This window comes from Massilia oculi (genome assembly GCF_017582745.1).
In the GTDB taxonomy this organism is placed as follows: Bacteria; Pseudomonadota; Gammaproteobacteria; order Burkholderiales; family Burkholderiaceae_D; genus Telluria; species Telluria oculi_A.
This window is the reverse complement of sequence record NZ_JAFVIM010000007.1, coordinates 21,765-46,217: the sequence shown is the minus strand read 5'-3', so window position 1 is coordinate 46,217 and position 24,453 is coordinate 21,765. Positions and strand designations below refer to the sequence as shown.

At 65.1% G+C, this 24,453-nt stretch carries 22 protein-coding genes; 11 read left to right on the top strand and 11 right to left on the bottom strand.

Translation table 11 applies throughout. From position 1 onward, the window contains the following. Positions 1 to 53: 53 nt before the first annotated feature. Positions 54 to 1,451 (bottom strand): argininosuccinate lyase, encoded by a 1,398-nt coding sequence (gene argH, locus J3U95_RS10405; RefSeq protein WP_208278542.1) that lies wholly within the window; start codon positions 1,449 to 1,451, stop codon positions 54 to 56. A 174-nt stretch (positions 1,452 to 1,625) separates the two neighbouring features. Between argH and J3U95_RS10400 the strand changes: the two genes are divergently transcribed. From J3U95_RS10400 to J3U95_RS10380, 5 genes are all read left to right on the top strand, one after another. Beyond that, entirely contained in the window at positions 1,626 to 2,063 is a 438-nt protein-coding gene (locus tag J3U95_RS10400; protein ID WP_208278541.1) for a GNAT family N-acetyltransferase, read from the top strand. A gap of 67 nt (positions 2,064 to 2,130) precedes the next feature. Next, complete coding sequence (locus J3U95_RS10395; protein ID WP_208278540.1) at positions 2,131 to 3,351, top strand: cyanophycinase; 1,221 nt, start codon at positions 2,131 to 2,133, stop codon at positions 3,349 to 3,351. Between the two features lie 40 nt (positions 3,352 to 3,391). After that, positions 3,392 to 4,810 carry an IgA Peptidase M64 gene (locus J3U95_RS10390; protein WP_208278539.1) on the top strand — a complete coding sequence of 473 codons (1,419 nt, stop codon included), beginning with the start codon at positions 3,392 to 3,394 and terminating at the stop codon, positions 4,808 to 4,810. Positions 4,811 to 4,956: 146 nt separating this feature from the next. Further along, positions 4,957 to 5,451 (top strand): hypothetical protein, encoded by a 495-nt coding sequence (locus tag J3U95_RS10385; protein ID WP_208278538.1) that lies wholly within the window; start codon positions 4,957 to 4,959, stop codon positions 5,449 to 5,451. Positions 5,452 to 5,628: 177 nt separating this feature from the next. Then, positions 5,629 to 6,153 (top strand): contractile injection system protein, VgrG/Pvc8 family, encoded by a 525-nt coding sequence (locus J3U95_RS10380; protein WP_229519761.1) that lies wholly within the window; start codon positions 5,629 to 5,631, stop codon positions 6,151 to 6,153. Between the two features lie 69 nt (positions 6,154 to 6,222). On the opposite strand, the gene parC is transcribed toward J3U95_RS10380, so the two are convergent. Continuing rightward, positions 6,223 to 8,550, bottom strand: a complete 2,328-nt coding sequence (parC, locus tag J3U95_RS10375; RefSeq protein ID WP_208278537.1) for a DNA topoisomerase IV subunit A — start codon at positions 8,548 to 8,550, stop codon at positions 6,223 to 6,225. A gap of 33 nt (positions 8,551 to 8,583) precedes the next feature. Beyond that, on the bottom strand, positions 8,584 to 10,581 hold the full coding sequence (locus tag J3U95_RS10370) for a DNA topoisomerase IV subunit B (protein WP_208278536.1): 1,998 nt from the start codon (positions 10,579 to 10,581) through the stop codon (positions 8,584 to 8,586). Positions 10,582 to 10,753: 172 nt separating this feature from the next. On the opposite strand from J3U95_RS10370, the gene J3U95_RS10365 reads away from it, so the two are divergent. The 3 genes from J3U95_RS10365 to J3U95_RS10355 all read left to right on the top strand — a co-directional run bounded on the left by J3U95_RS10365 (position 10,754) and on the right by J3U95_RS10355 (position 13,164). Continuing rightward, on the top strand, positions 10,754 to 11,599 hold the full coding sequence (locus J3U95_RS10365; RefSeq protein ID WP_208278535.1) for a response regulator: 846 nt from the start codon (positions 10,754 to 10,756) through the stop codon (positions 11,597 to 11,599). Positions 11,600 to 11,665: 66 nt separating this feature from the next. Further along, positions 11,666 to 12,664 (top strand): gamma-glutamyl-gamma-aminobutyrate hydrolase family protein, encoded by a 999-nt coding sequence (locus J3U95_RS10360; protein WP_208278534.1) that lies wholly within the window; start codon positions 11,666 to 11,668, stop codon positions 12,662 to 12,664. A gap of 161 nt (positions 12,665 to 12,825) precedes the next feature. Beyond that, positions 12,826 to 13,164, top strand: a complete 339-nt coding sequence (locus J3U95_RS10355; RefSeq protein ID WP_208278533.1) for a hypothetical protein — start codon at positions 12,826 to 12,828, stop codon at positions 13,162 to 13,164. Here J3U95_RS10355 and J3U95_RS10350 read toward each other — a convergent pair. The 6 genes from J3U95_RS10350 to J3U95_RS10325 all read right to left on the bottom strand — a co-directional run bounded on the left by J3U95_RS10350 (position 13,161) and on the right by J3U95_RS10325 (position 20,285). Beyond that, complete coding sequence (locus J3U95_RS10350) at positions 13,161 to 15,062, bottom strand: M61 family metallopeptidase (RefSeq protein WP_208278532.1); 1,902 nt, start codon at positions 15,060 to 15,062, stop codon at positions 13,161 to 13,163. The two genes, J3U95_RS10355 and J3U95_RS10350, sit on opposite strands and share 4 nt — an antisense overlap. A gap of 80 nt (positions 15,063 to 15,142) precedes the next feature. Then, entirely contained in the window at positions 15,143 to 16,270 is a 1,128-nt protein-coding gene (locus J3U95_RS10345) for a YbdK family carboxylate-amine ligase (RefSeq protein ID WP_208278531.1), read from the bottom strand. Further along, positions 16,260 to 17,450 (bottom strand): cation:proton antiporter, encoded by a 1,191-nt coding sequence (locus tag J3U95_RS10340; protein ID WP_208278530.1) that lies wholly within the window; start codon positions 17,448 to 17,450, stop codon positions 16,260 to 16,262. Before J3U95_RS10340 ends, J3U95_RS10345 begins: the two co-directional genes overlap by 11 nt. A 229-nt stretch (positions 17,451 to 17,679) precedes the next feature. Then, a complete protein-coding gene (locus tag J3U95_RS10335) occupies positions 17,680 to 18,849 on the bottom strand; it encodes a vWA domain-containing protein (RefSeq protein WP_208278529.1) in 1,170 nt (389 codons plus the stop codon). 3 nt (positions 18,850 to 18,852) lie between these two features. Next, entirely contained in the window at positions 18,853 to 19,443 is a 591-nt protein-coding gene (locus J3U95_RS10330) for a GNAT family N-acetyltransferase (RefSeq protein ID WP_208278528.1), read from the bottom strand. After that, positions 19,440 to 20,285, bottom strand: a complete 846-nt coding sequence (locus tag J3U95_RS10325) for an AAA family ATPase (RefSeq protein ID WP_208278527.1) — start codon at positions 20,283 to 20,285, stop codon at positions 19,440 to 19,442. The genes J3U95_RS10330 and J3U95_RS10325 overlap by 4 nt, the downstream gene beginning before the upstream one ends. 188 nt (positions 20,286 to 20,473) lie before the next feature. On the opposite strand from J3U95_RS10325, the gene J3U95_RS10320 reads away from it, so the two are divergent. The 3 genes from J3U95_RS10320 to J3U95_RS10310 all read left to right on the top strand — a co-directional run bounded on the left by J3U95_RS10320 (position 20,474) and on the right by J3U95_RS10310 (position 22,795). Next, positions 20,474 to 20,830 carry a c-type cytochrome gene (locus J3U95_RS10320; protein WP_208278526.1) on the top strand — a complete coding sequence of 119 codons (357 nt, stop codon included), beginning with the start codon at positions 20,474 to 20,476 and terminating at the stop codon, positions 20,828 to 20,830. Positions 20,831 to 20,838: 8 nt separating this feature from the next. Further along, positions 20,839 to 21,177 (top strand): c-type cytochrome, encoded by a 339-nt coding sequence (locus J3U95_RS10315; protein WP_208278525.1) that lies wholly within the window; start codon positions 20,839 to 20,841, stop codon positions 21,175 to 21,177. 97 nt (positions 21,178 to 21,274) lie between these two features. Next, a complete protein-coding gene (locus J3U95_RS10310) occupies positions 21,275 to 22,795 on the top strand; it encodes a SulP family inorganic anion transporter (RefSeq protein ID WP_208278524.1) in 1,521 nt (506 codons plus the stop codon). A 13-nt stretch (positions 22,796 to 22,808) separates the two neighbouring features. Here J3U95_RS10310 and J3U95_RS10305 read toward each other — a convergent pair whose 3' ends face one another. After that, positions 22,809 to 23,237: a DUF1841 family protein gene (locus J3U95_RS10305; protein ID WP_208278523.1), complete on the bottom strand. Its 429-nt coding sequence runs from the start codon at positions 23,235 to 23,237 to the stop codon at positions 22,809 to 22,811. Positions 23,238 to 23,300: 63 nt separating this feature from the next. Then, positions 23,301 to 24,353, bottom strand: a complete 1,053-nt coding sequence (locus J3U95_RS10300; RefSeq protein ID WP_208278522.1) for an aspartyl protease family protein — start codon at positions 24,351 to 24,353, stop codon at positions 23,301 to 23,303. Positions 24,354 to 24,453 lie beyond the last annotated feature (100 nt).

The following is a 24,453-nucleotide window of genomic DNA, read 5'->3' as shown; positions in this document are numbered from 1 at the left end:
AATGAAAAGCGGGCCAGGGCGCTTGAGGCGCTGGCCCGCCGGAAAGCTAGAGCTTACTCTGCCAGCTGCTGGCGCACGCGCATGATAGCCGCGCGCACCTGGTTCGGCGCGGTGCCGCCCACGTGGTCGCGCGCCGCCACCGAACCCTCGAGGGTCAGCACCTCGAACACGTCCTGACCGATCAGCGGCGAGAAGCCCTGCAGCGTTTCGAGCGACATCTCGGACAGGTCGCAGCCCGCCTGGTCGCAGGCGCGCACCGCATGCGCCACGGCTTCGTGGGCGTCGCGGAACGGCAGGCCTTTCTTGACGAGGTAGTCGGCCAGGTCGGTCGCGGTGGCATAGCCCTGCAGCGCCGCGGAGCGCATGTTCTCGGCCTTGACCGTGATGCCAGACGCCATGTCGGTGAAGATGCGCAGCGTGTCGGTCACGGTGTCGATCGTGTCGAACAGCGGTTCCTTGTCTTCCTGGTTGTCCTTGTTGTAGGCCAGCGGCTGTCCTTTCATCAGGGTCAAGAGGCCGGTCAGGTGACCGTAGACACGGCCGGTCTTGCCGCGCGCCAGTTCCGGCACGTCCGGGTTTTTCTTTTGCGGCATGATCGACGAGCCGGTGCAGAAGCGGTCGGCGATGTCGATGAAGCCGATGCGCGGGCTGATCCACATCACCAGCTCTTCCGAGAAGCGCGAGACGTGCATCATCAGGATCGAGGCGGCGGCGGTGAATTCGATCGCGAAGTCGCGGTCGGACACGGCATCCAGCGAGTTGTGGCAGACGTCGTCGAAGCCCAGGGTCCTGGCCACGCGCAGGCGGTCGATCGGGAAGGTGGTGCCGGCCAGGGCGGCGGCGCCCAGCGGCAGGCGGTTGACGCGGCGGCGCGCATCCTGCATGCGCTCGGCGTCGCGGCCAAACATCTCGACATAGGCCAGCATGTGGTGGCCGAAGGTGATCGGCTGCGCCACCTGCAGGTGGGTGAAGCCCGGCATGATGGTATCCGCGTGGCGTTCCGCGAGATCCGTCAGGGCGCCGCGCAGACCGTTCAGCAGGGCCAGGATGTCGTCGATGGCGGCGCGCACGTACAGGCGGATGTCGGTGGCCACCTGGTCGTTGCGCGAGCGGCCGGTGTGCAGGCGCTTGCCGGCGTCGCCGACCAGTTCGGTCAGGCGCTTCTCGATGTTCAGGTGCACGTCTTCCAGGTCGAGCAGCCATTCGAAGCTGCCGGCGTCGATCTCGGACCGGATCTGGGCCATGCCGCGTTCGATCTCGGCACGATCGTGCTCGCTGATGATGCCCTGGGCCGCCAGCATCTCGGCGTGCGCCAGCGAGCCCTGGATGTCGTATTGCGCCAGGCGTTTGTCGAAGAACACCGACGCGGTGTAGCGCTTGACGAGATCGGACACGGGTTCGGAGAAGCGGGCCGACCAGGCTTCGGCTTTTTTGGAGAATTGTTCGGTCATGGTGGAATTCCGGTTGGGGATCCAGCGATTATAAACCGCGTCGCCGCCATGCCATCCGGTGGGCAGATTACGCAGGGAAAGCATGCGAAAAAAAGCCACCGGACGACCCCAATCGAAGCGGATGCGGGGACCAATCGGCGCTAGAATGGTTTTTTTGCCAGCTTTGCAAGCCCAATGATTACGAACGATTCCAGCTTCCAGGTCAGTACCGACCAGTCCCGGCTCGACATCCCGATGATCTACCGCTTCCTCAGTGAGCAGTCGACCTGGGCCGTGGGCATTTCCCGTCCGATCGTCGAGCGCGCCATCGAGAATTCGCTGTGCTTCGGCGGGTACCTCGACGGCCGCCAGATCGCGTTCGCGCGCGTGATTACCGACTATGCCACCTTTGCCAACCTGGTGGACGTGTTCGTCGTACCGGAATACCGGGGCCATGGCTACGGCAAGCAGTTGATCGGCGTGGTGCTGGCCCACCCCAGCCTGCAGAAACTGCGCCGCTTCACCCTGGCCACCAAGGACTCGCACGGCTTGTACGAGCGCTTCGGTTTCACCGTGCCGTTGTATCCAGAAACATTGATGGAACGGTATTTTCCCAACATCTATTTGTCCTGAGCGGACTCAACATGGCGACGTGAATCTGGAATCAGGCTTACGCTGATGGCTCATCAGAGGAAGTCTTATGCTCCAGATCGTCGTCCATGCCATTCTCGCGTTGGCATTGCTGGCGAGTAGTGCCAGCCATGCCGCCGACAAAGAACCTGTCCCGCCGAAAGGCTCGCTCGTCATCATCGGCGGCGCCCTGCGCGCCGATAATGATGCCGTGTGGGAACGCATCGTCCAGCTCGCGGGCGGCAAGGGCGCTCGCATAGCCGTGTTCGCCTCTGCCTCGGCGAGTCCCGAACGTGCCGGCAGTTATCTCGTGGAGCGCCTGAACCGCTATGGCGCCGACGCCTTCTTCGTCCCGGTCGCCGAGCGCCTGGACGGCGCCGACGGGCGCGCCGCGGCCGACGATCCCAAGCTGGCCGAGGCCGTGCGCACGGCCGGCGGCGCCTATTTCTCGGGCGGCGACCAGGGCCGCATCACGGGCGTCCTGCGCCGGCCCGACGGCAGCAACACGCAGGTGCTCGACGCCCTGTGGGACATGTACCGGCGCGGCGGCGTGATCGCCGGCTCCAGCGCCGGCGCCGCCATCATGAGCAGCACGATGTTCGGCCACCCGCGCTCGATCCTGTCCACCCTCCAGCATGGCGTCGACGACGGCCGCCAGATCACGCGCGGCCTGGGCTTCATCGGCGACGACGTCTTCATCGACCAGCACCTGCTGGTGCGCGGGCGCTTCGCGCGCATGCTGCCGGCCATGCTGGCCAAGGGCTACAAGATCGGCCTGGGGATCGACGAGAACACGGCGATGGTGGTGGGGCCGAAGCGCGACGTCGAAGTGATCGGCTACCGCGGCGCGCTGCTGGTCGACCTGAGCGAGGCGGCCACCCGCGACGGCAGCTTCAATCTCGCCAACGGGCGCCTGAGTTACCTCGACAATGGCGACCGCTTCAACCTGGCCACCAAGACCTTCACGCCGGCGCCCGAGAAGGCGCACGGCAAGGTCGACGCCAAGAAACCGTACTGGCGCGGCCCGCTGTTCTCGGCCGACATCCTCGGCAACGGCACGGTGGTCGACCTGATGGCCAAGCTGATCGACAGCGACCAGGTCGACGCGATCGGCCTGTCGCTGGACAGCCCCAATGCCGAACGGCCCGACCTGGGCTTCGAGTTCAAGCTCAGTCGCGTGGGCGAGAGCGTCGGCTACCAGTCGGCGTTCAGCGAAGCCTATTCGGTCTATAACGTGCGGCTCGACATCCGGCCGATCGTGGTGCAAAGGCCGCTCTATCAATATCGATGAGCTTAGAATAGCGCGATCTTCTTATTGCCGAGGAATCGTGATGCGCAGTCTCCTGATCCAGTGTTTTGCCCTTCTGCTGGGCGTGACGTTCTTGCCGGCGGTGCAGGCTGCCCAGCCGGCCACCGTGCGTCTCGACTACACCCACAGCGGCAACGCACTCTCCGACCAATACGCGATCGAGCGCGTGGTGATCGAACCGCTGCCCTGGCCGGGCAGCATGGCGCGCAATCTCGACGATACCAATCGTGGCCAGAACCGCGTGGAGGTGGTCGATGCCAAGACCGGCGATCTGCTGTACTCGCGCGGTTTCTCGACCGTGTTCGGCGAATGGCGCACGACCGAGGAAGCGAACCGCATCAGCCGCTCGTTCCAGGAATCGGTGCGCTTTCCGCAGTTCGAGCAAGCGGTGCGGGTGCGCATCCTCAAGCGCGACGAGCGCAACCAGTTCTCGGTGGCCTGGAGCATCGAGGTCGATCCGAATGCGCAGGACGTCATCCGGCGCCAGCCGCCGGCCCCGGCGAAGCCGATCGCGATCCACTCCAGCGGACCTTCGCCCGACAAGGTCGACCTCCTGATCCTGGGCGACGGCTACACGCAGAAGGACATGAAGAAGTTCGAGCAGGATGCGCGCCGCCTGACGAAGCACCTGTTCACGGTGTCGCCGTTCCGCGAGCGCGCCGGGGATTTCAATGTGTGGGCGATGGCGGTGCCGACCGAGAAATCGGGCATCACCCGGCCCTCGACCGGCGTGCACAATTCGTCCGCGCTGGGTACGCGCTACGACATCTTCGGCAGCGAACGCTACGTGCTCACGCTCGACAACCGCGCGCTGCGCGACATCGCCCAGCACGCGCCGTATGAATTCATCGAGATCCTGGTGAACAACGAAACCTATGGCGGGGGCGGCATCTTTGGCCAGTTCAGCACCGCGGCGGCGGGCAACGACTGGGCCGACTATCTGTTCGTGCACGAATTCGGCCACCACTTCGCCGGCCTGGCCGACGAGTACTACACCTCGCCCGTGGCCTATCAGTCGGCCAGCGGCCGCATGGAACCGTGGGAGCCGAACGTCACCGCGCTGCGCGACCCGGCCAAGCTCAAATGGAAGCGCCACGTGAAGGACGGCACGCCGCTGCCGACGCCATGGCCCAAGGTTCAGTATGAGGAAGAGTCGCGCGCCTACCAGAAGAAGCGCGCCGCGCTGCGCGCCGGGAATCGTCCGGAATCCGAGATGAGCGCCTTGTTCCATGAAGACCTGAAGCGCACCAACGCATTGTTCGCGCAGCAGCCGCACCGGCACACGATCGGCGCCTTCGAAGGCGCCAACTACGAGGCCAGCGGTTACTACCGGCCGGCGATGCAATGCCTGATGTTCGACCGCAGCGACACGTTCTGCCAGGTGTGCCAGGACGGCATCGGCGACATCATCGATCTGTATGCAGGTCCTGTTCAGCGGTAATCTTTGCTTACAACTCTGACAATTTGACTGTGGGCTGTCTAACAGACCCGGCGCTGCGATAAGCCTATTCTGGAATCACTGAAGAACAACAACGACTGCACAGGCATCCCGATCTGTGCAGAGACCTACCAGAAAGGAAACACATCATGAACAAACTGATCGCTACCCTCATCGCCGGCCTGATGGCTACCGCTGCTCACGCCCAAACCACCGCACCGGCCACGACCGCGGCTGATAACCGCATCGTCAAGGCGGAAGCCAATGCCAAGAAAGATGTCATCAAGGCAGAGCAGAAAGAAATCAAGACCGCCGTCAAAGCGGACGAGAAAGTGAACAAAACCATGGCCAAGGCCGCCGAGACCAAGTCGAAGGCCCACGCCAACCTGGTCGAGTCGCACACCGACGCAGCTGCGAAAGTGGCCAAGGCCGATCCGGAAGACCGTGCCAAGGCGATGGCCAAGGCTGAAGAGAAAGTGGCTGATGCCAATCTGAAAGCCGAGAAGAAAATGATCAAGGCTGACGAAAAAGTGCTGAAGGCACAAGTCGATGCGGCAGCCGACAAGGCAACCGCCGCAGCCAAGACCGAGCAGGTGCGTGCTGAAGCGCAAGCCGACGTGCACAAGGCAGCTGCCCGCAACTAAGCACCTGAGTTGACACTGCGCCTTCGGGCGCATCGAGCCCCAAAGCCGGATGAAGGTTTTGGGGCTTTTTCCTTTGGTGTTGCGAGAACGGCGTTTTGGTGGAAGGCATGCGGCAGCGCAAGTCATCGGTTTCGGAGTGGGTATCCAATGAGGTGTCCGATTCCTCCAGGAACTACCATGCTCGCAAAGGCCCAGTCGCTGTTTCAGCACTTTACGCAATCGCGCAGGCTGCTGCGATTGCACACGCCCTTGGGATCGGATGTGTTGCTGGCTGAATGCGTGCGTGGGGAAGAGGCGCTTGGTGAAAACTATGCGTTCACGATCAGCGCCTTGTCCGAGGATGCTGGCCTGTCCCTGCGGCGATTGCTTGGACAGCCTGCGCTGCTCGAGCTGGAGACGACCAGCAGCGGGCCAAGGTATTTTCATGGTCACCTGACCTCGGTCGACATCAATGGCGCGAATGGCGGAATGGCGCGCTACACCCTGGTGCTGCAGCCATGGTGCGCGTTCCTGGAACACGGGCGGGATAGCCGGATATTCCAGGACAAGAATGTGTTCGACATCCTCGACGCCGTCTTTCGTGCCTGGCAAGGCCGGGGAACCCTGGCGCCGGCATGGCGCTTCGATATCGCGGACAGGAGCATTTATTTGGTTCGCAGCCTGAGCCAATGCTCATTCGTGCATTCAACTAGCCGCTGCTGATAGGTAAGTTGAAATGAAAAACGCCAGCAATGAAGCTGGCGTTTTTCTAATCATTGCACGTAAAAAGGATTAACTCCCTTCAGCCGCCCGCATCGCCAAATCCTGCGCCTTCAACCTCGCCGACAACGCCTTGCCCTTGCGCGCTCGCTTGCCAAAGTGCGGCTCCAGCCCCGACGCAAACAGTTCCACCGTCCGCGCCTTGTCACCCGACCAGGTGCCAACCACATTCACGCCCTTTTGCGTGATCGGCTGCGCCGCCAGCATCTTCTCCTTCGGCTCCAGCTCCATCAGGATCACACCGCGACCGCCATTGGTCAGCACCTTCATCTCGTCGATGCCGAACACCAGCACGCGGCCCTTCTCCGACAGGCAGGCAACCGCGCCGGCAGTGTCGGTAACGACCCGCGGCGGCAGCGGCGCCGCACCTTCGTTCAGGGTAATGAACGACTTGCCACCCTTCAGGCGGCTGACCATATCCCCGGCCTTGGTGATGAACCCGAACGCATCGGAAGTCGAGATCAACAGGCGCGTCTCCGGATTGCCCGCGAAGTAATGCAGGATCCGCACACCGCCCGACAAATCGACCAGGGTGGTAATCGGCACACCATCGCCACGCGACCCAGGCAGCGCATTCACCGGCACCGAATACACCTTGCCGTTGTCGCCAATGCCCAGCAGATGATCCACCGTGCGGCACTCGAAGGCCTTGTACAGCGAGTCGCCGGCCTTGAAGGTGAACTGCGCCGGATCGTGTCCGATGCCGGTACGCGCGCGCACCCAGCCTTTTTCCGACACGATCACGGTCACCGGCTCGTCGATGACCTTCTGCTCGGCCACCGCGCGCTGCGCTTCCTCGATGATGGTGCGGCGGTCGTCGCCGTACTGCTTGGCGTCCGCTTCGATTTCGCGGATGATCAGGCGCTTCATCGACGACGGATTCTCGAGGATGTCCTCGAGCTTCTCTTTCTCGTTGCGCAGTTCGGCCAGCTCCTGCTGGATCTTGATCGCTTCCAGGCGCGCCAGCTGGCGCAGGCGGATCTCGAGGATGTCCTCGGCCTGGCGTTCGCTCAGGCGGAATTCTTCGATCAGCGCCGCCTTCGGTTCATCCGAATTGCGGATGATGGCGATCACCTTGTCGATGTTCAGCAGGACCGTCTCGCGGCCTTCCAGGATGTGGATGCGGTCGTTGACCTTGCCCAGCTTGAATTCGGTGCGGCGGCGGACCGTCACGAAGCGATAGTCGATCCACTCCTGCAGGATCGCCGTGAGACCCTTCTGGCGCGGACGGCCGTCGCCGCCGATCATCACCAGATTGATCGGCGCCGAGCTCTCGAGCGAGGTATGCGCCAGCAGCATCAGCATGAACTCGCCCTGGTCGACGTTCTTCGACTTCGGCTCGAACACCAGGCGCACCGGGGCGTCGCGGCCCGATTCGTCGCGCACCGCGTCGAGCGCGCCCAGGATCGTGTTCTTCAGCGCCAGCTGTTCCGGCAGCAGTGCTTTCTTGCCGGCCTTGACCTTCGGATTGGTCAGTTCTTCGATTTCTTCCAGCACGCGCTGCGACGAGCAGCCCGGCGGCAGTTCATGGACCACAGCCTGCCACTGGCCGCGCGCCAGCTCTTCGATCTTCCAGCGCGCGCGCACCTTCATCGAGCCGCGGCCAACCGCGTACATGTCGGCGATCTGCGATGCCGGGGTGATGATCTGGCCGCCGCCCGGGAAGTCCGGGCCGGGGATGTGGGTCATCAGCTCGGCGTGGGTGATCTTGGGATTGCGGATCATCGCCACCGCCGCCGCCGCGACCTCGCGCAGATTGTGCGACGGGATCTCGGTGGCCAGGCCGACCGCGATGCCCGAGGCGCCGTTGAGCAGCACCATCGGCAGGCGCGCCGGCAGCGTACGCGGTTCGGTAGTCGAACCGTCGTAGTTCGGTTGCGAGTCGACCGTGCCCATGTCGATCTCGTCCATCAACAGGCGCGAGATCGGGGTCAGGCGGGCTTCGGTATATCGCATCGCCGCGGCGCCGTCGCCGTCGCGCGAGCCGAAGTTGCCCTGGCCGTCGATCAGCGGGTAGCGCAGCGAAAAGTCCTGCGCCATGCGCACCAGCGCGTCGTACACCGACTGGTCGCCGTGCGGGTGCAGTTTACCGAGCACGTCGCCGACCACCGCGGCCGACTTGCGCGGCTTGGCGGTCGGGCCCAGGCCCAGTTCGTTCATCGCGTACAGGATGCGGCGCTGGACCGGCTTCTGGCCGTCCGACACGTCCGGCAGCGCACGGCCCTTGACCACCGAGACGGCGTAGTCGAGGTAGGCGCGCTCGGCGAAGGTGGACAGGGTGAGCGTCTCGACGTCCGAGGGCTCGTGTTGTTGCTCAAAGAGGCTTGCTTGATTCGTCATGATGTCTGTTCGGTTGCTCGCGAGTAGCGCGGATTAGATATCCGCCTCGGTCTCGTTCCCGTGTTCCTCGATCCAGGCCCGGCGCGCCGCGGCTTCGCCTTTGCCCATCAGCATATTGAAGCGCGATGCCGACTCGGCCACGTCGTACTGGCCGAACGAGACCGGCAGCAGGCGACGGGTGTCCGGGTTCATGGTGGTTTCCCACAGCTGCTCGGCGTTCATCTCGCCCAGGCCCTTGAAGCGCGAGATGCTCCACACGCCTTCCTTCAGGCCTTCCTTCTTCAGCTTGTCCTCGATCGCCAGCAGCTCGCCGTCGTCCAGCGCGTACAGCTTCTGGATCGGCTTCTTGCCGCGCGCCGGCACGTCGACGCGGTACAGGGGCGGACGCGCGATGCAGATGTTCCCGTTGCGGAACAGGGCAGGGAAGTGCTTGAAGAACAGCGTCAGCAGCAGCACCTGGATGTGCGAACCGTCGACGTCCGCATCGGACAGGATGCAGATCTTCCCGTAGCGCAGGCTGGAGAGGTCGGGCGAATCGTTCGGTCCGTGCGGATCGACGCCGATCGCCACCGAGATATCGTGGATCTCGTTGTTGGCGAACAGGCGATCGCGGTCGGTCTCCCACGAGTTGAGCACCTTGCCGCGCAGCGGCAGGATGGCCTGGAATTCCTTGTCGCGGCCCATCTTCGCCGAGCCGCCTGCCGAGTCGCCCTCGACCAGGAACAGCTCGTTGCGCGTGATGTCGGTCGATTCGCAATCGGTCAGCTTGCCCGGCAACACCGCCACGCCGGACGATTTCTTCTTCTCGACTTTTTGCAGCGAACGCAGGCGCGACTGGGCCTGCTTGATGACCAGTTCGGCCAGCTTCTTGCCGTATTCGACGTGCTGGTTCAGCCACAGTTCGAGCGGCGGTTTGGTAAACGTCGACACCAGCTTGAGCGCGTCGCGCGAGTTCAGGCGTTCCTTGGTCTGGCCCTGGAATTGCGGGTCCAGCACCTTGGCCGACAGCACGAACGAGACGCGCGCGAACACGTCTTCGGGCAGCAGCTTGACGCCTTTCGGCAGCAGGCCGTGCAGCTCGACGAAGTTCTTCACCGCGCCGAACAGGCCGTCGCGCAGGCCGGCTTCGTGGGTGCCGCCGCTCACGGTCGGGATCAGGTTGACGTAGGACTCGCGCACTACGCCGCCTTCCTCGGTCCAGGCCACGACCCAGTCGGCGCCTTCGCCTTCGGCGAAGCTGTCGTCACCGGCGGCGGCAAACTGCGCGCCTTCGAACAGCGGGATCAGGGTCTCGCCGTTCGAGCTCTGGGCCAGCGCCTCGTTCAGGTAGCCGCGCAGGCCTTCGTCGTAGCGCCAGGTCTGGACGTCGCCGGTTTTTGCGTTGGTGAGCGTGACGGTCACGCCCGGCAGCAGCACCGCCTTCGAGCGCAGCAGGCGCTGCAGGTCGCCCAGCGGGATGTTCGGGGAATCGAAATACTTACCGTCCGGCCAGGCGGTGACGCGGGTGCCGTTCTTCTTGCCGCCGCGTTCGGCAGGGCTGGACGTGAGCGGCTCGATCACTTCACCGTCGGCGAACACCAGGCGGTGCTGGCCGTTGCCCTGGTCGTCCTTGCGCCACACCTCGATCTCGAGGCGCTTCGACAGCGCATTGGTGACCGAGACGCCGACCCCGTGCAGGCCGCCCGAGAAGGCGTAGGCGCCGCCCGAACCCTTGTCGAACTTGCCGCCGGCGTGCAGGCGGGTGAACACGATCTCGACCGTGGACACGCCTTCTTCCGGGTGGATGCCGACCGGGATGCCGCGGCCGTCGTCCTCGACCGTGATCGAACCGTCCGGGTTCAGGGTCACGCCGATGTTCTTGCAGTGACCGCCCAGCGCTTCGTCGGAGGCGTTGTCGATCACTTCCTGGATGATGTGGAGCGGATTCTCCGTCCGGGTGTACATGCCCGGGCGCTGTTTCACAGGTTCGAGTCCCTTGAGGACGCGGATGGATGATTCGCTATAGTCTGGAGCGGGTTTCTTGGAGGCCATCTTGAAGATTGTTTGTCGAATGCTCCGGCATTCTAACTTGTCGGGAGGAAAAGGTTAGGCTTTTTTACTGTTTAAATATACAGTAGTTTGCGCTGTGACGTGCTTTTCGCTTCGCACGTTTGTGCTAGATTAAGCTGGATAACCACGGCAATGCCAGGGAGGGGCGTTACCGATGCACTTATCCAGCTATCCGTTTACCGTTCGCCTGATCGGGTTCACACCTGGCGAAAGCGCGCGGCTCGAAGCCCTGCTGGCGCGCGCGCCGGGCGTGGGGCCGTCGTATTCTTGCCTGCACGACGACAGTTTGCAAGAGCCGGATCTGTATATCGCCAACGGCGACAGCCCGACCGCGCTGACCCGGCTCGGCTGCCTGCCGCCCGGATCGCTGCAGCCTGCGCTCGTCATCGGCAACCCGGGGAATCCCGGCAACCCCGGCGCCGGACCCTGGCGCACCCTGGCGCGGCCGGTCGACCCCCTGCAACTGTATGAAGCCCTGGCCGACCTGCTCGATACCCGGGTCCAGGTGCTGGTGCAGCAGAGCACCCGCACCGTCCGGCGCGTGCTGGCCGAGCGCCGCCGCCGTCCGCGGCTGGCGCCGGACTGCGAAACGCCGGCATTCTACACGCGCCTGCGCCGTGGTCCCGTCGATGGGGCCGTCCTGATCGTCGACCAGGAATGCAAGTTGCGTAACGAGGTGGCGCGCGTGCTCGGCCCGCGTCGGGTGCCGGTGGAATGGACCGACAGCCGGTGCGCGGCGGTGCGCCTGTGCGACGAAACGAAGGTAGCGCTGGTGCTGATCAATACGGCGGCGGCCGGCATCGAACCGTATGAGGTATGCAGCTCGATCAAGTCGCAGGACGGGGCCCAGCGCACGCCGGTGGTGTTCCTGGTCGAGCAATCCTTTCACTACGATAGCGTGCGTGCGCGCCGCGCCGGGGCGCGCGGCCTGCTCACGACGCCGGTCGCCGGCCGCCACTGGATGCTGACCTTCCAGAAGCTGCTCGACCTTCCGGTGTAGGCGGAACGCGACGTTTTGTAACAACTTTATATTGTGCGCAGCGGTGGCGAAGTTATATTAATAGCCATGGCTGAAGATGATCAAATCAAGCGCAACGATGATCCCGCGGCGGACGTGGACGAGCGCCGCGAGACCCGCGTGCGCGTGCCCGAACGCCGCGCCAGCGGCGGCCAGTCGCGCGGCCCCGCCCGCTACCTGCGCGATGGCGACAATGCCGTCGCCCTGGCCGGCCGGGTCATCACCTCGCGTTTTCGCTCGCTGCGCGAACGCTTCAACCGCGACTTCATGCAGCGCACGCTGCATATCGGGGTTTCGGCCCGCATCTTTCACCCTGCCGCCGGCGCCAAGGGGCTGCTCAGCAAGAACCTGCAGTATCTCGAGGAATCGATCGCCCAGTGGGTGATGTCGCGCGACGTGCTGGTGTTCATGATCCCCACCGTGAATACCAACGGCCTGCTACACCCCAGCAATATCACCCTGCGCCACTATGCGCGCCACCTCGACGGCCTGGTGCTTCAGGGCGGGGCCGACGTGGCGCCGCAAACCTATTCCGAAACCCCCACCAAGCCCGAATGGAGCGGCGACCGCGCGCGCGACGTCTACGAGCTCGAACTGCTGCACGAATTCGTCGATGCCGGCAAACCGGTGCTGGGCGTGTGCCGCGGTTGCCAGCTGATCAACGTCGCCTTCGGCGGCACCCTGCACCAGGATGTCGCCACCGACATGCCCGAAGCCCTGGCCCACGTGCACGACATCTACGACGCGCACCGCCACGCCATCGTCTTTCCCAAGGGTTCGTCGCTGGGCCGCATGTTCCCCAAGGTCGAGCGGGCGATGGTCAATTCGATCCACCACCAGGCGGTCAAGGATCTGGGGCGCGACATCCGCATTGAGGCCATGTCCGAGCCGGACGGCATCATCGAGGCGATCCGCTACCAGCGCGCCAACTTCGTCATGGGCCTGCAGTGGCACCCCGAATTCCACCGCGCCGGCGGCGTCGACTTGCTCGATTGCACGCCGGTGCTCGACGAATTCCTGCGCGCGGCGCGGGAAACCCGGCTTTAAATCTTGCCTGTAATCAAGCTGTGAGTCGCTTGTCGAAAACGCTTGCTTTCGCCGCGTGAGGCGTGAATAATGAAATGAGAATCATTCGCATTGCGTTGCGAATCTCGTTCCATCACACGTTTGGCTGTTGCGCACCGCAACCGCATTTGGGAGACGCTTGCATGACTATTTCCACCGCCCACACGACGCCGTCGGAACCGCGCAGCCAGGACGCGTTGCTGGTCGCTTCGCTATTGCACCTGATGTCCAATTACACGACGCGCGGCGACGGCGAGCAGCCGTGCGTCAAGCTGGCCTCGGTGATCGAGCGCCACCTGTGTGCGCTGTCGCGCCTGCCCAACATCGATCCGGTGCTGCGCGCTACCTGCGAACAGCTGGCTGACCAGTGGGCGGTCGTGGTCGACGCCAAGTTGCCGCCGCCGGCGCCGACGCGCCAGCCCTTGCTGGCGCGCTTCATGAAAGGCGGCTGGGCCGGCAAGACCGCGCCGCTGGCCGACTAACGCGGCTGCAGCAGCCCCTTCAGGCCGTCGGCCCGGTCCGGAATGCGTTCCAGGGCCGGATAGCGCAAGCCGCCATCGTAGGCGATCGTGACCGCGCGCTTTTGCCCATCCAGTTGCACTGTGAGCACGATGCCGGCCGGATCGCGGCGCGACACCGCCGCGGCCAGGGGCTCCATGGTGAACGGCTCGCCTTCCACCTCCACCAGCGTGGCGCCCGGCGCCAGCCCGGCCTTGAAGGCGGGGCTGTTCCAGCCCACCGAGCGCACCACGCCCTTGCCGTTCACGCCAATCCCGAGGCCGTAACTGAAGTCGGGGACCCCTTCGCCCTGCAGGGCGCGCTCGACGTAGCGGCTCGGCGTCGGTTTGTAGACCAGCCGGTAACCGGCGCGTTCCAGGCCGTCGAGCAGGCCGGCGTCGCTGTTGCCGTGCACGCGCCCCTCGAGATAGCCGCGCCAGTCGAATGGCGCGAGCTTCGATAAGGTGGCGCAGACCCCGTCGAAGGTGTAGTCCTTGCTGGCCTTGCCCTGTACGGCAAAGAACCTGGCGGCGAAGTCGTCCATCCCATGCTTGCCCTGGCTGCGTTCGCGCAGGATGCCGTCGATGTCCAGCCATAGCAGCACACCTTCGGCATAATAATCCTTGCGGCGCTGCCAGTCGGTCCAGCTGACCCCAACGCCGCCCGGCATCGTGATCGAATCGAGCGCGCTGTCGCCGAGCGCCTTCCAGGCGCGGCCCGGACGGTTCGCCATCGCGGCCGCATCCAGGGCCAGCGCGTCGAGGGTGTCCTGGAAACCGCGGAGGCCCGAGCGTGCGCCGATCACCCGCCCCCAGAATTCGGACTGTCCCTCGTACACCCACAACAGCGTACTTTGCATGGGCACGTTGGGCGTGGGCGTGCGATGGTCGGCGGGCTGGGCGAACTTGCCGTTCCAGGCATGGATGTATTCGTGGGCAAACAGATCGATTTCCGCGGCCGAGGCATCGCGGTTGGCCAGGAAGTCCGGCGGCAGCGTGACTTCGGCGGAGCGGATGTGTTCCAGGCCGCCCGGTCCCGGTAACCGGTCCGTCAGCGGCACCAGGTAATCGAAGTGGGGGAAGGGCGCCTTGCCGAATACCCTGGCGGTCTGTTCGACGATGGCGTGCAGCGGCGCGTCCATCGCCGCCGCGCCGGCAAGCTGCGCCGCCTCGCCGGCGAAATAGGTCACGCGTACCGGGACCGGGCCGGCGGCCACGGTGCGTTGTTCCACATGGGGCGCGGCCAGCACCGGCGAGTCGAGCAGCAGGTCGAGCGGCACGGGCGCGAACGTGACGGTCGAGCCGGCGCGGCCCTGCTCGACCAGCGAGGTGCCCGCCACCAGTCCCTTGGGCAGGGTCAGCGAGGCCGCCACCGGGATGCGGCTGGCAAACCAGCCGGCCGGATACAGGATCACGTTTTGCCACTGCAGATTGATCATGTCCGAGGCGATGTGACTCATGCGGCCGAGCGGCGCCAGGTACTGGAATTCCAGCGTCAGCTCGCGCACGCCCGCCGGCACCTGCACGTGAAAGGCATGTGCGTCGAGGGGATCGCGGCGCCACGCCAGGCGCTGCCCGCCGCCCTGGATCGCCAGGCCGGCCAGGCGCTGGACCTGGATCGTCGGGCCATGGCTGCCGCCGTCCCACTTCGGATACAGCAGGGTCAGGCGGCCCGCCGACTGCACCGGCACGCGCTGCTTGACGCGGACGATCCGCTGCGCGGTGTCGCTGGCGTCGACCTCGAGCTGCAAGGTGCCGGGGAAGGCGCGGTCGCGCGGCAGGGGGATAGTCGAGGCGGGCGCGCTCCATGGCGCCGCAGTCGACAGCGGGCTGGAACACAGCAGGGCGGGAAGCAGAAGCAGGGTGGCGGTCAGTTTAACCATATGGGCATGAATAATGAAAAACTGCAGGTAGGCAATTTTTCATTATCATGCAATTCGGATACTGAATGTAAGGAAAATTGTCAGCTCGTGCGGCTGCCGCGGAAGTGCCCGATCGCCGCATTGACCATGCCCTCGACACTGCCTTCGCGCTCCACGTGGCGGCGCAGGATGGTGGCGTCGCTGCCGTCGTGCACCGCCGCCGCCAGGTGCTTCAAGGCATCCACGCTGCCCAGCGCCTCGGCATGCGGCAGCATTTGTTCGAGCGTCGCCAGGATGTCGTCGCGCATCGGCACGTTGTCGTAGGTCTTCGGATGCGTGATGCTGCCGTCCAGGCCGAAGCGGCAGGCCTGGAAGCGGTTGTAGTTGTAGACCAGGTAATCGTCCTCGACCGGCGCTTCTTCTTTCCGCTCCAGCAGATGCCGGCACAGCGCCTGCAGGTAGCCGGCCAGCGCCGCCGCCCGCTCCACCGTCAGCGGCGTGTCGCACACGCGCAGCTCGATGGTGCCGTATTCCGGCTTGGGCCTCAGGTCCCAGTAAAAATCCTTCATGCTCTTGATGATGTTGGTGCGTTCCATCTTGGCGAAGTAGACGTCGGTGAACTCCTGCCAGGACAGCGTGAACGGCGCGCGGCCGCTCATCGGGAAGGCGAACACCGAATTCAGGCGCGCCGATTCGAACAGGCTGTCGTGGCCCTGCACATAGGGCGACGACGCCGACAGCGCGATGAAGTGCGGCAGGTAGCGGTTCAATGCATGCAGCAGATACAGCGCATCGTCGCCGTTGGCGCAGCCGATGTGCACGTGCTGGCCGAACACCGTGAACTGCTTGGCCAGGTAGCCGTACAGCTGCGACAGGTATTCGTAGCGCGGCTTGGCCGAGATGCGCTGGTCGGACCAGTGCTGGAACGGATGCGTGCCGCCGCCGGCGATGCCGATATTGAGCACGTCGCTTGCCGCCACCAGGGTGTCGCGGATCTCGGTCAGTTCCGCCAGCAGCGGCGCGTAGGCCGTGTGCACGCTCGAGTTAATCTCGATCATGCTCTCGGTGATCTCGGGCGTGACGTTGCCCGGGAAGGGTTTGCGCTTCAACAGGTGCATCAGGTCGGGGCTGGCCGCGGTCAGGTTGAAATCCGACAGGCTGACCAGTTGCAGCTCCAGCTCGACCCCGAAGGTGAGCGGCTGCGAGGGGTTGAAGGCTTCAAGCGGCATGGGTCGTCTCCGGTGCTTCGCGTGCCCAGATCAGCGCGCGCTGGATGATGATCGGGCCGAAGACTTCGAGCAGCATCGTCACGGCCGCCATCGCATACAGTTCTTCGACCACTTTCAGGCCGGCATAGCGCGCGTGCTCGAGCAGCAGGATCACGAACACGGCCAGCGGCGCCAGCCCGAGACCGGTGAGCGCGCCCTTGCGCCAGGTGACGCCCGACAGGTGGGCGAACGCCGTCACGCCCGCCACCTTGGCGAACATGCGCGCCAGCACCACGCTGATGGCGAGCGCGGCGCCGGCGGCCACCAGGCGCCAGTCGAGGGTCGAGGCGGCATATACGAACAGCAGCACGGTCAGCACTTCGCCCAGCGCGCCGAAGTTGCGCTGGGTCTGGGTAAAGGCGACGCGCCGGTAGCGCACCGTCAGGCCGAAGGCCAGCGCCGCCACCACCGGCGTCAGGCCGGCGCTGTCGCACACGGCCACCAGCAGGATGATCGCGAGGGCGAAGGCGACGGTGGCGTCCTGCTGCACGTTGCCGATCGCGCGCAGCAGGCTTGGGGTGACCACGCCGAAGATGGTCCCGATCAGGATCGAGCCGGCCAGCATCACCAGGCTTTGCCACAGGGCTTCACCGACGGCGTCATAGGTGCGGAACAGCCAGATGCCGATGATGGCATTGAAGGCGAACACCGACAGCACGCAGTTCAGGGCCGACAGGTGCAGCACCCGCTCCGTCATCTGGCCCGAGCTTTTCTGTTCGTTGACGACCCGCACCACGGTGGCGGGCGAGGTCGCCATCGACAGCGCGGCCATCAGGAGGGCGGTCAGGCGGCCGACGCCGAAGGCGCTGGCGACGATATAGACGAGGATGAAGGTCAGCGCCGCCTCCACCAGGCCGGCCACGCCGATCCAGGGATTGTTGACCAGCCAGCGCAGGTTGATGCGGTTGCCTAGTTCGAACAGGATCAGGCCGAAGGCGACGTTGGCCAGCAGCGAGACCGGCCCCATGTCGGGGGCGGGCAGGGCGCCGATCTGGGTGCTGCCGAGGGCGAAGCCGACCAGGCCATAGAAGCTGATGCGCGGCAGGCCGGTCCAGCGCTGGCCGAATTCGCCGGCCAGCCAGGCGAGCGCGATCGCCAGTGGCCACGCGAGACTAGTCAACAAGGACAGCAGGTCTGGCATTCGATTTCCCCTCGATTCTTATGTGTCTTGTATGGCGCGCGCTTGCCGCCCAACGCTTGCGGATTCTACAAGCGGATGGCGCACGCACGATTGTCCTGGCTCGCCCGTCCACGCGCCTTGTGTTGAGGCACGGCGAGCGGCGGGCGAGTGGCTCGATCATAGCGATTCCAGCACGGCCGTCCGTGTCCGCACTAACACAGTGCGTAAAGACATTAATTGTCGAGGGGAATTACTTGCTGAGAAGGCGCATCGCCCGTTCCAGCCCGTCGAGCGTGATCGGAAACATGCGGTTGTTCATGATCTGGCGAATGAGTGCAATCGACTGCCGGTACTGCCACAGATGCTCTGGCTCCGGATTGAGCCAGGCGAACTTGGGAAAGGTCGACACGAAGCGCGCCAGCCAGGCCGCGCCCGGCTCTTCGTTGTTGTACTCGACCGAGCCGCCCGGCGCCATCACCTCGTACGGGCTCATGGTGGCGTCGCCGACGAAGATCACCCGCGTATCGGGCGGATACTTGCGCAGCACGTCCCAGGTCGGGAAGCGCTCGCTGTGGCGGCGGCGGTTGTTCTTCCACAGGTAGTCGTAGACGCAGTTGTGGAAGTAGTAGAACTCCATGTTCTTGAACTCGCTGCTGGCGGCCGAGAACAGCTCTTCGGTGCGCTCGATGTGGTCGTCCATCGAACCGCCCACGTCGAGCAGCATCACCACCTTGATCCGGTTCTTGCGCTCGGGCCGCATGCGGATGTCGAGCCAGCCGGCATTGCTGGCGGTGGCGCGGATGGTGTCGTCCAGCGCCAGCTCGTCGGCCGCGCCTTGCCGCGCGAAACGGCGCAGGCGGCGCAGCGCGACTTTCAGGTTGCGCGTGCCCAGTTCGCGCTCGTCGTCGTAGTCGCGGAAGGTGCGCTGTTCCCATACCTTGACCGCGCTGCGGTTGCGGCCCGTGCCGCCGATGCGGATGCCCTCTGGGTTGGTGCCGCCGTGGCCGAAGGGCGAGGTGCCGCCGGTGCCGATCCACTTGCTGCCGCCGGCATGGCGTTCCTTCTGCTCTTTCAGCAGTTCCTGCAGGCGCTGCTGCAGCTTCTCGTAGCCGAATTTTTCCAGCTGCGCCTTCTGTTCCGGCGTCAGTTCGCGCTCGAAGCGCTTGATCAGCCATTCCAAGGGGATCTCCGCCTTCTCGTCGAATACCGCGTCGACACCCTTGAACCAGAGGCCGAACACGCGATCGAACTTGTCGAAGTGGGCTTCATCCTTCACCAGCGTCAGGCGCGCGAGGTAATAGAACTCGTCGAGCGAGGGCAGGATCACCTGGCGCTGCAGGGCTTCGAGCAGGGTCAGGAATTCGCGGATCGAGACCGGGACCTTGGCCTCGCGCAGGGCGCGGAAGAAGTCGATCAGCATGGTCTAGCTCCCGGCGTGATGCGCCAGACGCGCCTCCAGGTGCGCCTTCACGCGCGGCCATTCGTCGCGCAGGATGCTGTACATGACGGTATCGCGCGGCTGCCCGTTGCGGCGCGCGGCGTGATGGCGCAGCACGCCATCCTTGTGCGCGCCGAGGCGCTCGATGGCCGCCTGCGAGGCGAAGTTCTCGCCATCGGTGCGCAGGCCCACCACGGCGCAGCCGAGCGTGTCGAAGGCGTGCCGCATCAGCATCAGCTTGCAGCTGGTGTTGACGTGGCTGCGCTGCGCGCGTTTGGCATACCAGGTGTAGCCGATCTCGACCCGGTCGACGTCGGGCACGATGTCGTGGTAGCTGGTGCTGCCGATGACGGCGCCGCTGGCGGCATCGACCACGGCCCAGGCCCGGCGGTTGGACATGCCGAGTGCGGTGTCGATATAGGCGCCGGCGTCCTGCGGCGCCGGCACGCTGGTCACGACCAGGTTCCACAGCTCGCCGTCGCTGGCCGCCGCGCGCAAGCCGTCGGCATGGTGCGACGCCAGCGGCTCCAGGCGCACGCCGTTCAACTCCAGGGTAATGGGTGCGACGGTGATCATCGCCGGTTCCTCGCCATGGCCATCAGGCGGTCGAACAGGGCGACGTCCTGTTCGTTCTTGAGCAGCGCGCCGTGCAGCGGCGGCGCCGCGTCCTCCGCGCGCAGCGCTTCGGCCGGCACGTCTTCCGCCAGCAGCAGCTTGAGCCAGTCGAGGAATTCCGAGGTCGACGGCTTCTTCTTGATGCCGGGGACGTCGCGCAACACATAAAAGCTTTGCAGCGCGGCCGCCAGCAGGTCTTGCTTGAGCGTCGGGAAGTGCACGCCCACGATGTCGGCCATCGTCTCGCGGTCGGGGAACTGGATGTAATGGAAGAAGCAGCGGCGCAGGAAGGCGTCGGGCAGTTCCTTCTCGTTGTTGGAGGTGATGATCACCAGCGGGCGGTGTCTGGCCACCACCATCTCGCGCGTCTCGTAGACGTAGAACTCCATGCGGTCGAGCTCACGCAGCAGGTCGTTGGGGAACTCGATGTCGGCCTTGTCGACTTCGTCGATCAGCAGCACGACCGGCTCGGGCGACGTGAACGCCTGCCACAGCACGCCCTTGACGATGTAGTTCTGGATGTCGCGCACGCGCTCGTCGCCCAGTTGCGAATCGCGCAGGCGCGAGACGGCGTCGTATTCGTACAGGCCCTGCTGGGCCTTGGTGGTCGACTTCACGTGCCACTGCAGCAGCGGCATGTTCAGCGCGCTTGCTACCTCTTCGGCCAGCATGGTCTTGCCGGTGCCCGGCTCGCCCTTGATCAGGAGCGGACGGCCCAGCGTGAGCGCGGCGTTGACGGCCAGTTTCAGGTCGGGAGTGGCGACGTAGTTGTCGCTGCCTTCGAAGCGGGGAGAAGCATGCATGGCGGGTAACGGGGAAATCGAAGAAGGTAGACCGAGTATATGACAGAAATTCACGCCGGCGGCCGGCCCGGCGCCGGACGCCGGTTTGTAGACTGGTGTCAAGTCTTCAGATAGAATCGGCCCGTTGGTAAGCCTTTGCTAAGTTTTTGTGCGGTTGCGGTTTTCGAAATATAACTAACGAGACGCCCATGAAAAAAACTCTGGTACCACTGGCGCTGGCGCTCCTTGCCGGCGCCGCCGGCAGCGCCTCCGCCGCGGAAGTGGTCGGTAATCCCCAGGCGGCCACCGCCAAGATCGAGATGTGCATCGGCTGCCACGCCATCCCCGGCGGCTACAAGACGGCATTCCCCGAGGTGTACCGCGTGCCGATGATCGGCGGCCAGTCGGCCAAGTACATCGAATCCGCACTCAAGGCCTATCGCAAGGGCGACCGCAAGCATCCTTCCATGACCGGCATCGCGCGCTCGATGAGCGACCAGGACATCGCCGACGTGGCTGCTTACTACTCCCAGCAAACGTCGGTCCAGACGACCGCCAAGCGATGAGGACCGCCATGAAGAACACGATGCTCCTGCTGGTGCTTGGCGCCATCTCGCTCGGCGCTTCCGCCAACGACGTCAAGCGCGGCGAAGCCCTGGCCCAGAAATACAACTGCGCTTCCTGCCACGGCGCCGACTTCAACAAGCCGATCGATCCGACCTATCCGAAGCTGGCCGGCCAGCATGCCGACTATCTCACGCATGCGCTGCGCGCCTACAAGCGCGGGGCGGGCGCCAACGGCCGCGTCAACCCGATCATGGCCGGCCTGGTGCAGCCGTTGTCGAACCAGGACATGGCCGATCTCGGCGCGTATCTCGCCAGCCTGCCGTCGCAGCTGGTGGTCAAGAAGTAGCAGGGCCGCGACACGCCTGCGGGCGCCAACTGGTAACATGCGGTCCCCTCTGCTGCAGTGCAGCGAGGGGATTGTCATTCTTGCCGCTGGAGCCGCCGTGCCGTCCCTTACCCCCGCTTACCTGAAGATCAACCTGCTGGCCGGCCTCACCGTCGCGCTGGCCCTGGTGCCCGAGGCGATCGCCTTCGCCCTGGTCGCCCACCTGTCCCCGCTCACCGGCCTGTACGCGGCGGTGATCGTCGCCTTCATTACCTCCGCCTTCGGCGGCCGGCCGGGCATGATCTCGGCCGCCGCCGGTTCGCTTGCGGTGGTGATGGTGGCGCTGGTGGTCCAGCATGGCGCGCAATACCTGCTGGCCGCCGTGGTGCTGATGGGCGTGCTGCAACTGCTGTTCGCCGCCGCGCGCCTGGGTAAATTTATCCGCATGGTGCCGCATCCGGTGATGCTCGGCTTCGTCAACGGCCTGGCGCTGGTGATCTTCCTGGCCCAGTTCAACCACTTCAAGGAGCCGGGTCCGGATGGCGCGGCGCAGTGGATGGCCGGTCCCGAACTGGCCGTCATGGCCGGCATCATCGTCGTCACGATGGTGGTGATCTACCTGACCCCGCGCCTGACCAAAGCGGTGCCATCGACCTTGGTCGGCATCCTGGTGGCAAGCGTCGGCTGCGCGCTGCTCGGCATCGAAACCAAGACCGTGGGCGACCTCGGTTCGATCGCCGGCGGCCTGCCGGCCTTCGCGCTGCCCGAGGTGCCGTGGAACCTGGAGACACTGCGCATCGTCTTTCCTTATTCACTGGTGCTGGCCGGCGTCGGTCTGATCGAGTCGCTGCTGACGCTGACTCTCATCGACGAGATCACTGACACCCGCGGCCAGCCGAACCGCGAGTCGCTGGCGCTGGGCGCCGCCAACGTCGCGGCTGGCCTGTTCGGCGGCATGGGCGGCTGCGCGCTGATCGGCCAGAGCATGATCAATGTGAACAGCGGCGCCACCGGCCGCCTGTCGGGCATCGCGGCCGCGCTGTTCCTGCTGGCCTTCATCCTGTTCGGTTCCAGCTGGATCGAGGCGATTCCGCTGGCGGCGCTGGTCGGCGTGATGTTCGTCGTGTGCGAAAAGACCTTCGAGTGGGGCACGTTCCGCTTAGTTGGAAAAGTGCCGCGCGCCGACCTGTTCGTGATCGTGCTGGTGGCGGGCATCACCCTGGTCTACGACCTGGCGCTGGCGGTGATCGCGGGCGTGATCGTGTCGGCGCTGGTGTTCGCCTGGCAGCACGCCAAGCGGGTGGCGGCCGCGGTCTCGTACGACGAGCAGGGCTGGAAGGTGTATGCGCTGGAGGGCACGCTGTTCTTCGCCTCGGTGACGCCGTTCCAGGCGCTGTTCACCCCGAAAGACGATCCGCAGGACGTCGTCATCGACTTCCTGCATGCGCGGGTGGTCGACCACTCGGCGATCCAGGCGATCGACGCGCTGGCCGAGCGCTACCGCCTGCTGGGCAAGCGCCTGCACCTGCGCCACCTGAGCCCGGACTGCCGCGAGCTGCTGGACAAGGCGCGCGGCATGGTCGAGGTGAACCTGGTGGAAGACCCGCGCTACCGGGTTGCGGACGACAAGCTGGGGTGAATCGCGGAGCGGATCACGCGAATGCGCGCCGGCGCACGCATTCGATATAGGCCTCGGTATCCGGCGGCACGCCGTTGCGTTGCGAGGCCCAGATCATCTCGCCCAGGCATTCCATGATTTCGTGGTGGGCGTCGTGCTCGCCGCGCCGGGCCACCAGGGCATCGTGGGCGGCGCGGATGCCGCGCGGCTGGTCGATCGAGATCTGCTCGGCGATCGACAGATGCATCGACAGGTGCAGGAAGGGATTCGCCTTGCCGCCTTCGACCGAATAGTCGGCCGCGATCGCCGCCTCGACGTCCTCGAACTGCTCGTGGTATTCGGGATGCTGGGCGATCCAGTCGGCCGCGATCGCGTCCATCGGGGTCAGGATCTCGCCATTGCGGTGCTTGCGGTAGGCTTCGCAGAAGAAGCGGCGCACGTCGTGCGAGGACGGAGTGAACATGGCAGGGCCGGGGAAACGAGGACAGGAAGCCGGCATTGTAGCGCGATGCCGGCTACGGCGTCATCACGGCGCCGGGGTGGGCGTCTGGAGTTGCTCGACCAGCAGCCTGGCATCGCCGTTGCCCGCGTCGGCTTCCTGCTGCAACCAGGCGGGGATGCCGGTCCGCTGGCCGAATGGATGGCCGCCGAGGTAGGAGAGGTAGAGCTTTTTCTGACTCATGGCGAACAGCACCCGGTGCGCGCGCAGGAAATCGGCGCCCAGCAGCAGGTCGACGTCGAGGCCCGTCGCATCGAGCACGCCGATGTCGGCGTCGCGGATGGCGATGCGGCCGATCTCCACCAGCGCCGGCCTGGCGTTCCAGCGCGCCACACGCTTGTTACCGATGCCGACGACGTCCTGCAGGCGCGTGACCTCCGGGCCGTCGAGTTTGATGCCCGCGCGTTCGGCGCCATCGCGGGTCAGGGCGCTGGTGGCGGCGCCGCTGTCGATCATCGCCGTCAGGTCCTTGCCATTGACCTTGACCGTGAAATACGGGTTGGCGTGATGCGAGAAACGGGTGTCGAACGGAATTTCGACCGCATCCGCGTCCCAGTAGGCCAGCTTGGCGTGCTCGCAGTTGGACGGCTTGAAGAACTTGAGTTCCTTGGTCGCCAGCGAGAACTCGAGATCGGTCTGCAGCAAGAACTGGGCGCTCACGATTGCGTCGAACGACGGCGCAAATCCCATGTCGCCCACCACCCGCACATTGTTGTTGCGGATGGCTGCCGGCCCGGCGCGGAATTCCCTGACGCGGGCGCTGTACATGCGCGAAAAACCGCCGATGCCGCGACTGACCTGGCCGCTGCGCTCCAGTTGCAGTCGGTGCCTTTCGGCGCCCGTGCGCGTCACCATGCTGGCCCACGCGCCGGTGTCCACCAGCATGTCGGCCGGGGCGCCGTTGATGCTGCCCTCGATCGTCGGGCTCAGGCTCGGGCCGGTGTAGCGTATCGGCAAGTTCACCAACTGGCGGTATTCGCAGGCAGGCGCAGCGGCTTGTGCGGCATGGGCCACGGTGGCAAACAGGGGGAGGGCGAGTGAGGCGAGGAAGAAGCGCAGCATCGGGGCAAGGAAAGTCATGCCCCCATTCTACTGGCTGAAGTTACTTGAAAAACAATGCTCTGCGCATGAAATGATGCGGGAGAAGAGAAATCGACGGAAGCGGCGACGAGGGCCGCCG

Excerpts from the sequence above, each read along its gene's own strand:
- argH (WP_208278542.1), bottom strand. The coding sequence starts at position 1,451 with ATGACCGAACAATTCTCCAAAAAAGCCGAAGCCTGGTCGGCCCGCTTC.
- J3U95_RS10400 (WP_208278541.1), top strand. The coding sequence starts at position 1,626 with ATGATTACGAACGATTCCAGCTTCCAGGTCAGTACCGACCAGTCCCGG.
- J3U95_RS10395 (WP_208278540.1), top strand. The coding sequence starts at position 2,131 with ATGCTCCAGATCGTCGTCCATGCCATTCTCGCGTTGGCATTGCTGGCG.
- J3U95_RS10390 (WP_208278539.1), top strand. The coding sequence starts at position 3,392 with ATGCGCAGTCTCCTGATCCAGTGTTTTGCCCTTCTGCTGGGCGTGACG.
- J3U95_RS10385 (WP_208278538.1), top strand. The coding sequence starts at position 4,957 with ATGAACAAACTGATCGCTACCCTCATCGCCGGCCTGATGGCTACCGCT.
- J3U95_RS10380 (WP_229519761.1), top strand. The coding sequence starts at position 5,629 with ATGCTCGCAAAGGCCCAGTCGCTGTTTCAGCACTTTACGCAATCGCGC.
- parC (WP_208278537.1), bottom strand. The coding sequence starts at position 8,550 with ATGACGAATCAAGCAAGCCTCTTTGAGCAACAACACGAGCCCTCGGAC.
- J3U95_RS10370 (WP_208278536.1), bottom strand. The coding sequence starts at position 10,581 with ATGGCCTCCAAGAAACCCGCTCCAGACTATAGCGAATCATCCATCCGC.
- J3U95_RS10365 (WP_208278535.1), top strand. The coding sequence starts at position 10,754 with ATGCACTTATCCAGCTATCCGTTTACCGTTCGCCTGATCGGGTTCACA.
- J3U95_RS10360 (WP_208278534.1), top strand. The coding sequence starts at position 11,666 with ATGGCTGAAGATGATCAAATCAAGCGCAACGATGATCCCGCGGCGGAC.
- J3U95_RS10355 (WP_208278533.1), top strand. The coding sequence starts at position 12,826 with ATGACTATTTCCACCGCCCACACGACGCCGTCGGAACCGCGCAGCCAG.
- J3U95_RS10350 (WP_208278532.1), bottom strand. The coding sequence starts at position 15,062 with ATGGTTAAACTGACCGCCACCCTGCTTCTGCTTCCCGCCCTGCTGTGT.
- J3U95_RS10345 (WP_208278531.1), bottom strand. The coding sequence starts at position 16,270 with ATGCCGCTTGAAGCCTTCAACCCCTCGCAGCCGCTCACCTTCGGGGTC.
- J3U95_RS10340 (WP_208278530.1), bottom strand. The coding sequence starts at position 17,450 with ATGCCAGACCTGCTGTCCTTGTTGACTAGTCTCGCGTGGCCACTGGCG.
- J3U95_RS10335 (WP_208278529.1), bottom strand. The coding sequence starts at position 18,849 with ATGCTGATCGACTTCTTCCGCGCCCTGCGCGAGGCCAAGGTCCCGGTC.
- J3U95_RS10330 (WP_208278528.1), bottom strand. The coding sequence starts at position 19,443 with ATGATCACCGTCGCACCCATTACCCTGGAGTTGAACGGCGTGCGCCTG.
- J3U95_RS10325 (WP_208278527.1), bottom strand. The coding sequence starts at position 20,285 with ATGCATGCTTCTCCCCGCTTCGAAGGCAGCGACAACTACGTCGCCACT.
- J3U95_RS10320 (WP_208278526.1), top strand. The coding sequence starts at position 20,474 with ATGAAAAAAACTCTGGTACCACTGGCGCTGGCGCTCCTTGCCGGCGCC.
- J3U95_RS10315 (WP_208278525.1), top strand. The coding sequence starts at position 20,839 with ATGAAGAACACGATGCTCCTGCTGGTGCTTGGCGCCATCTCGCTCGGC.
- J3U95_RS10305 (WP_208278523.1), bottom strand. The coding sequence starts at position 23,237 with ATGTTCACTCCGTCCTCGCACGACGTGCGCCGCTTCTTCTGCGAAGCC.
- J3U95_RS10300 (WP_208278522.1), bottom strand. The coding sequence starts at position 24,353 with ATGACTTTCCTTGCCCCGATGCTGCGCTTCTTCCTCGCCTCACTCGCC.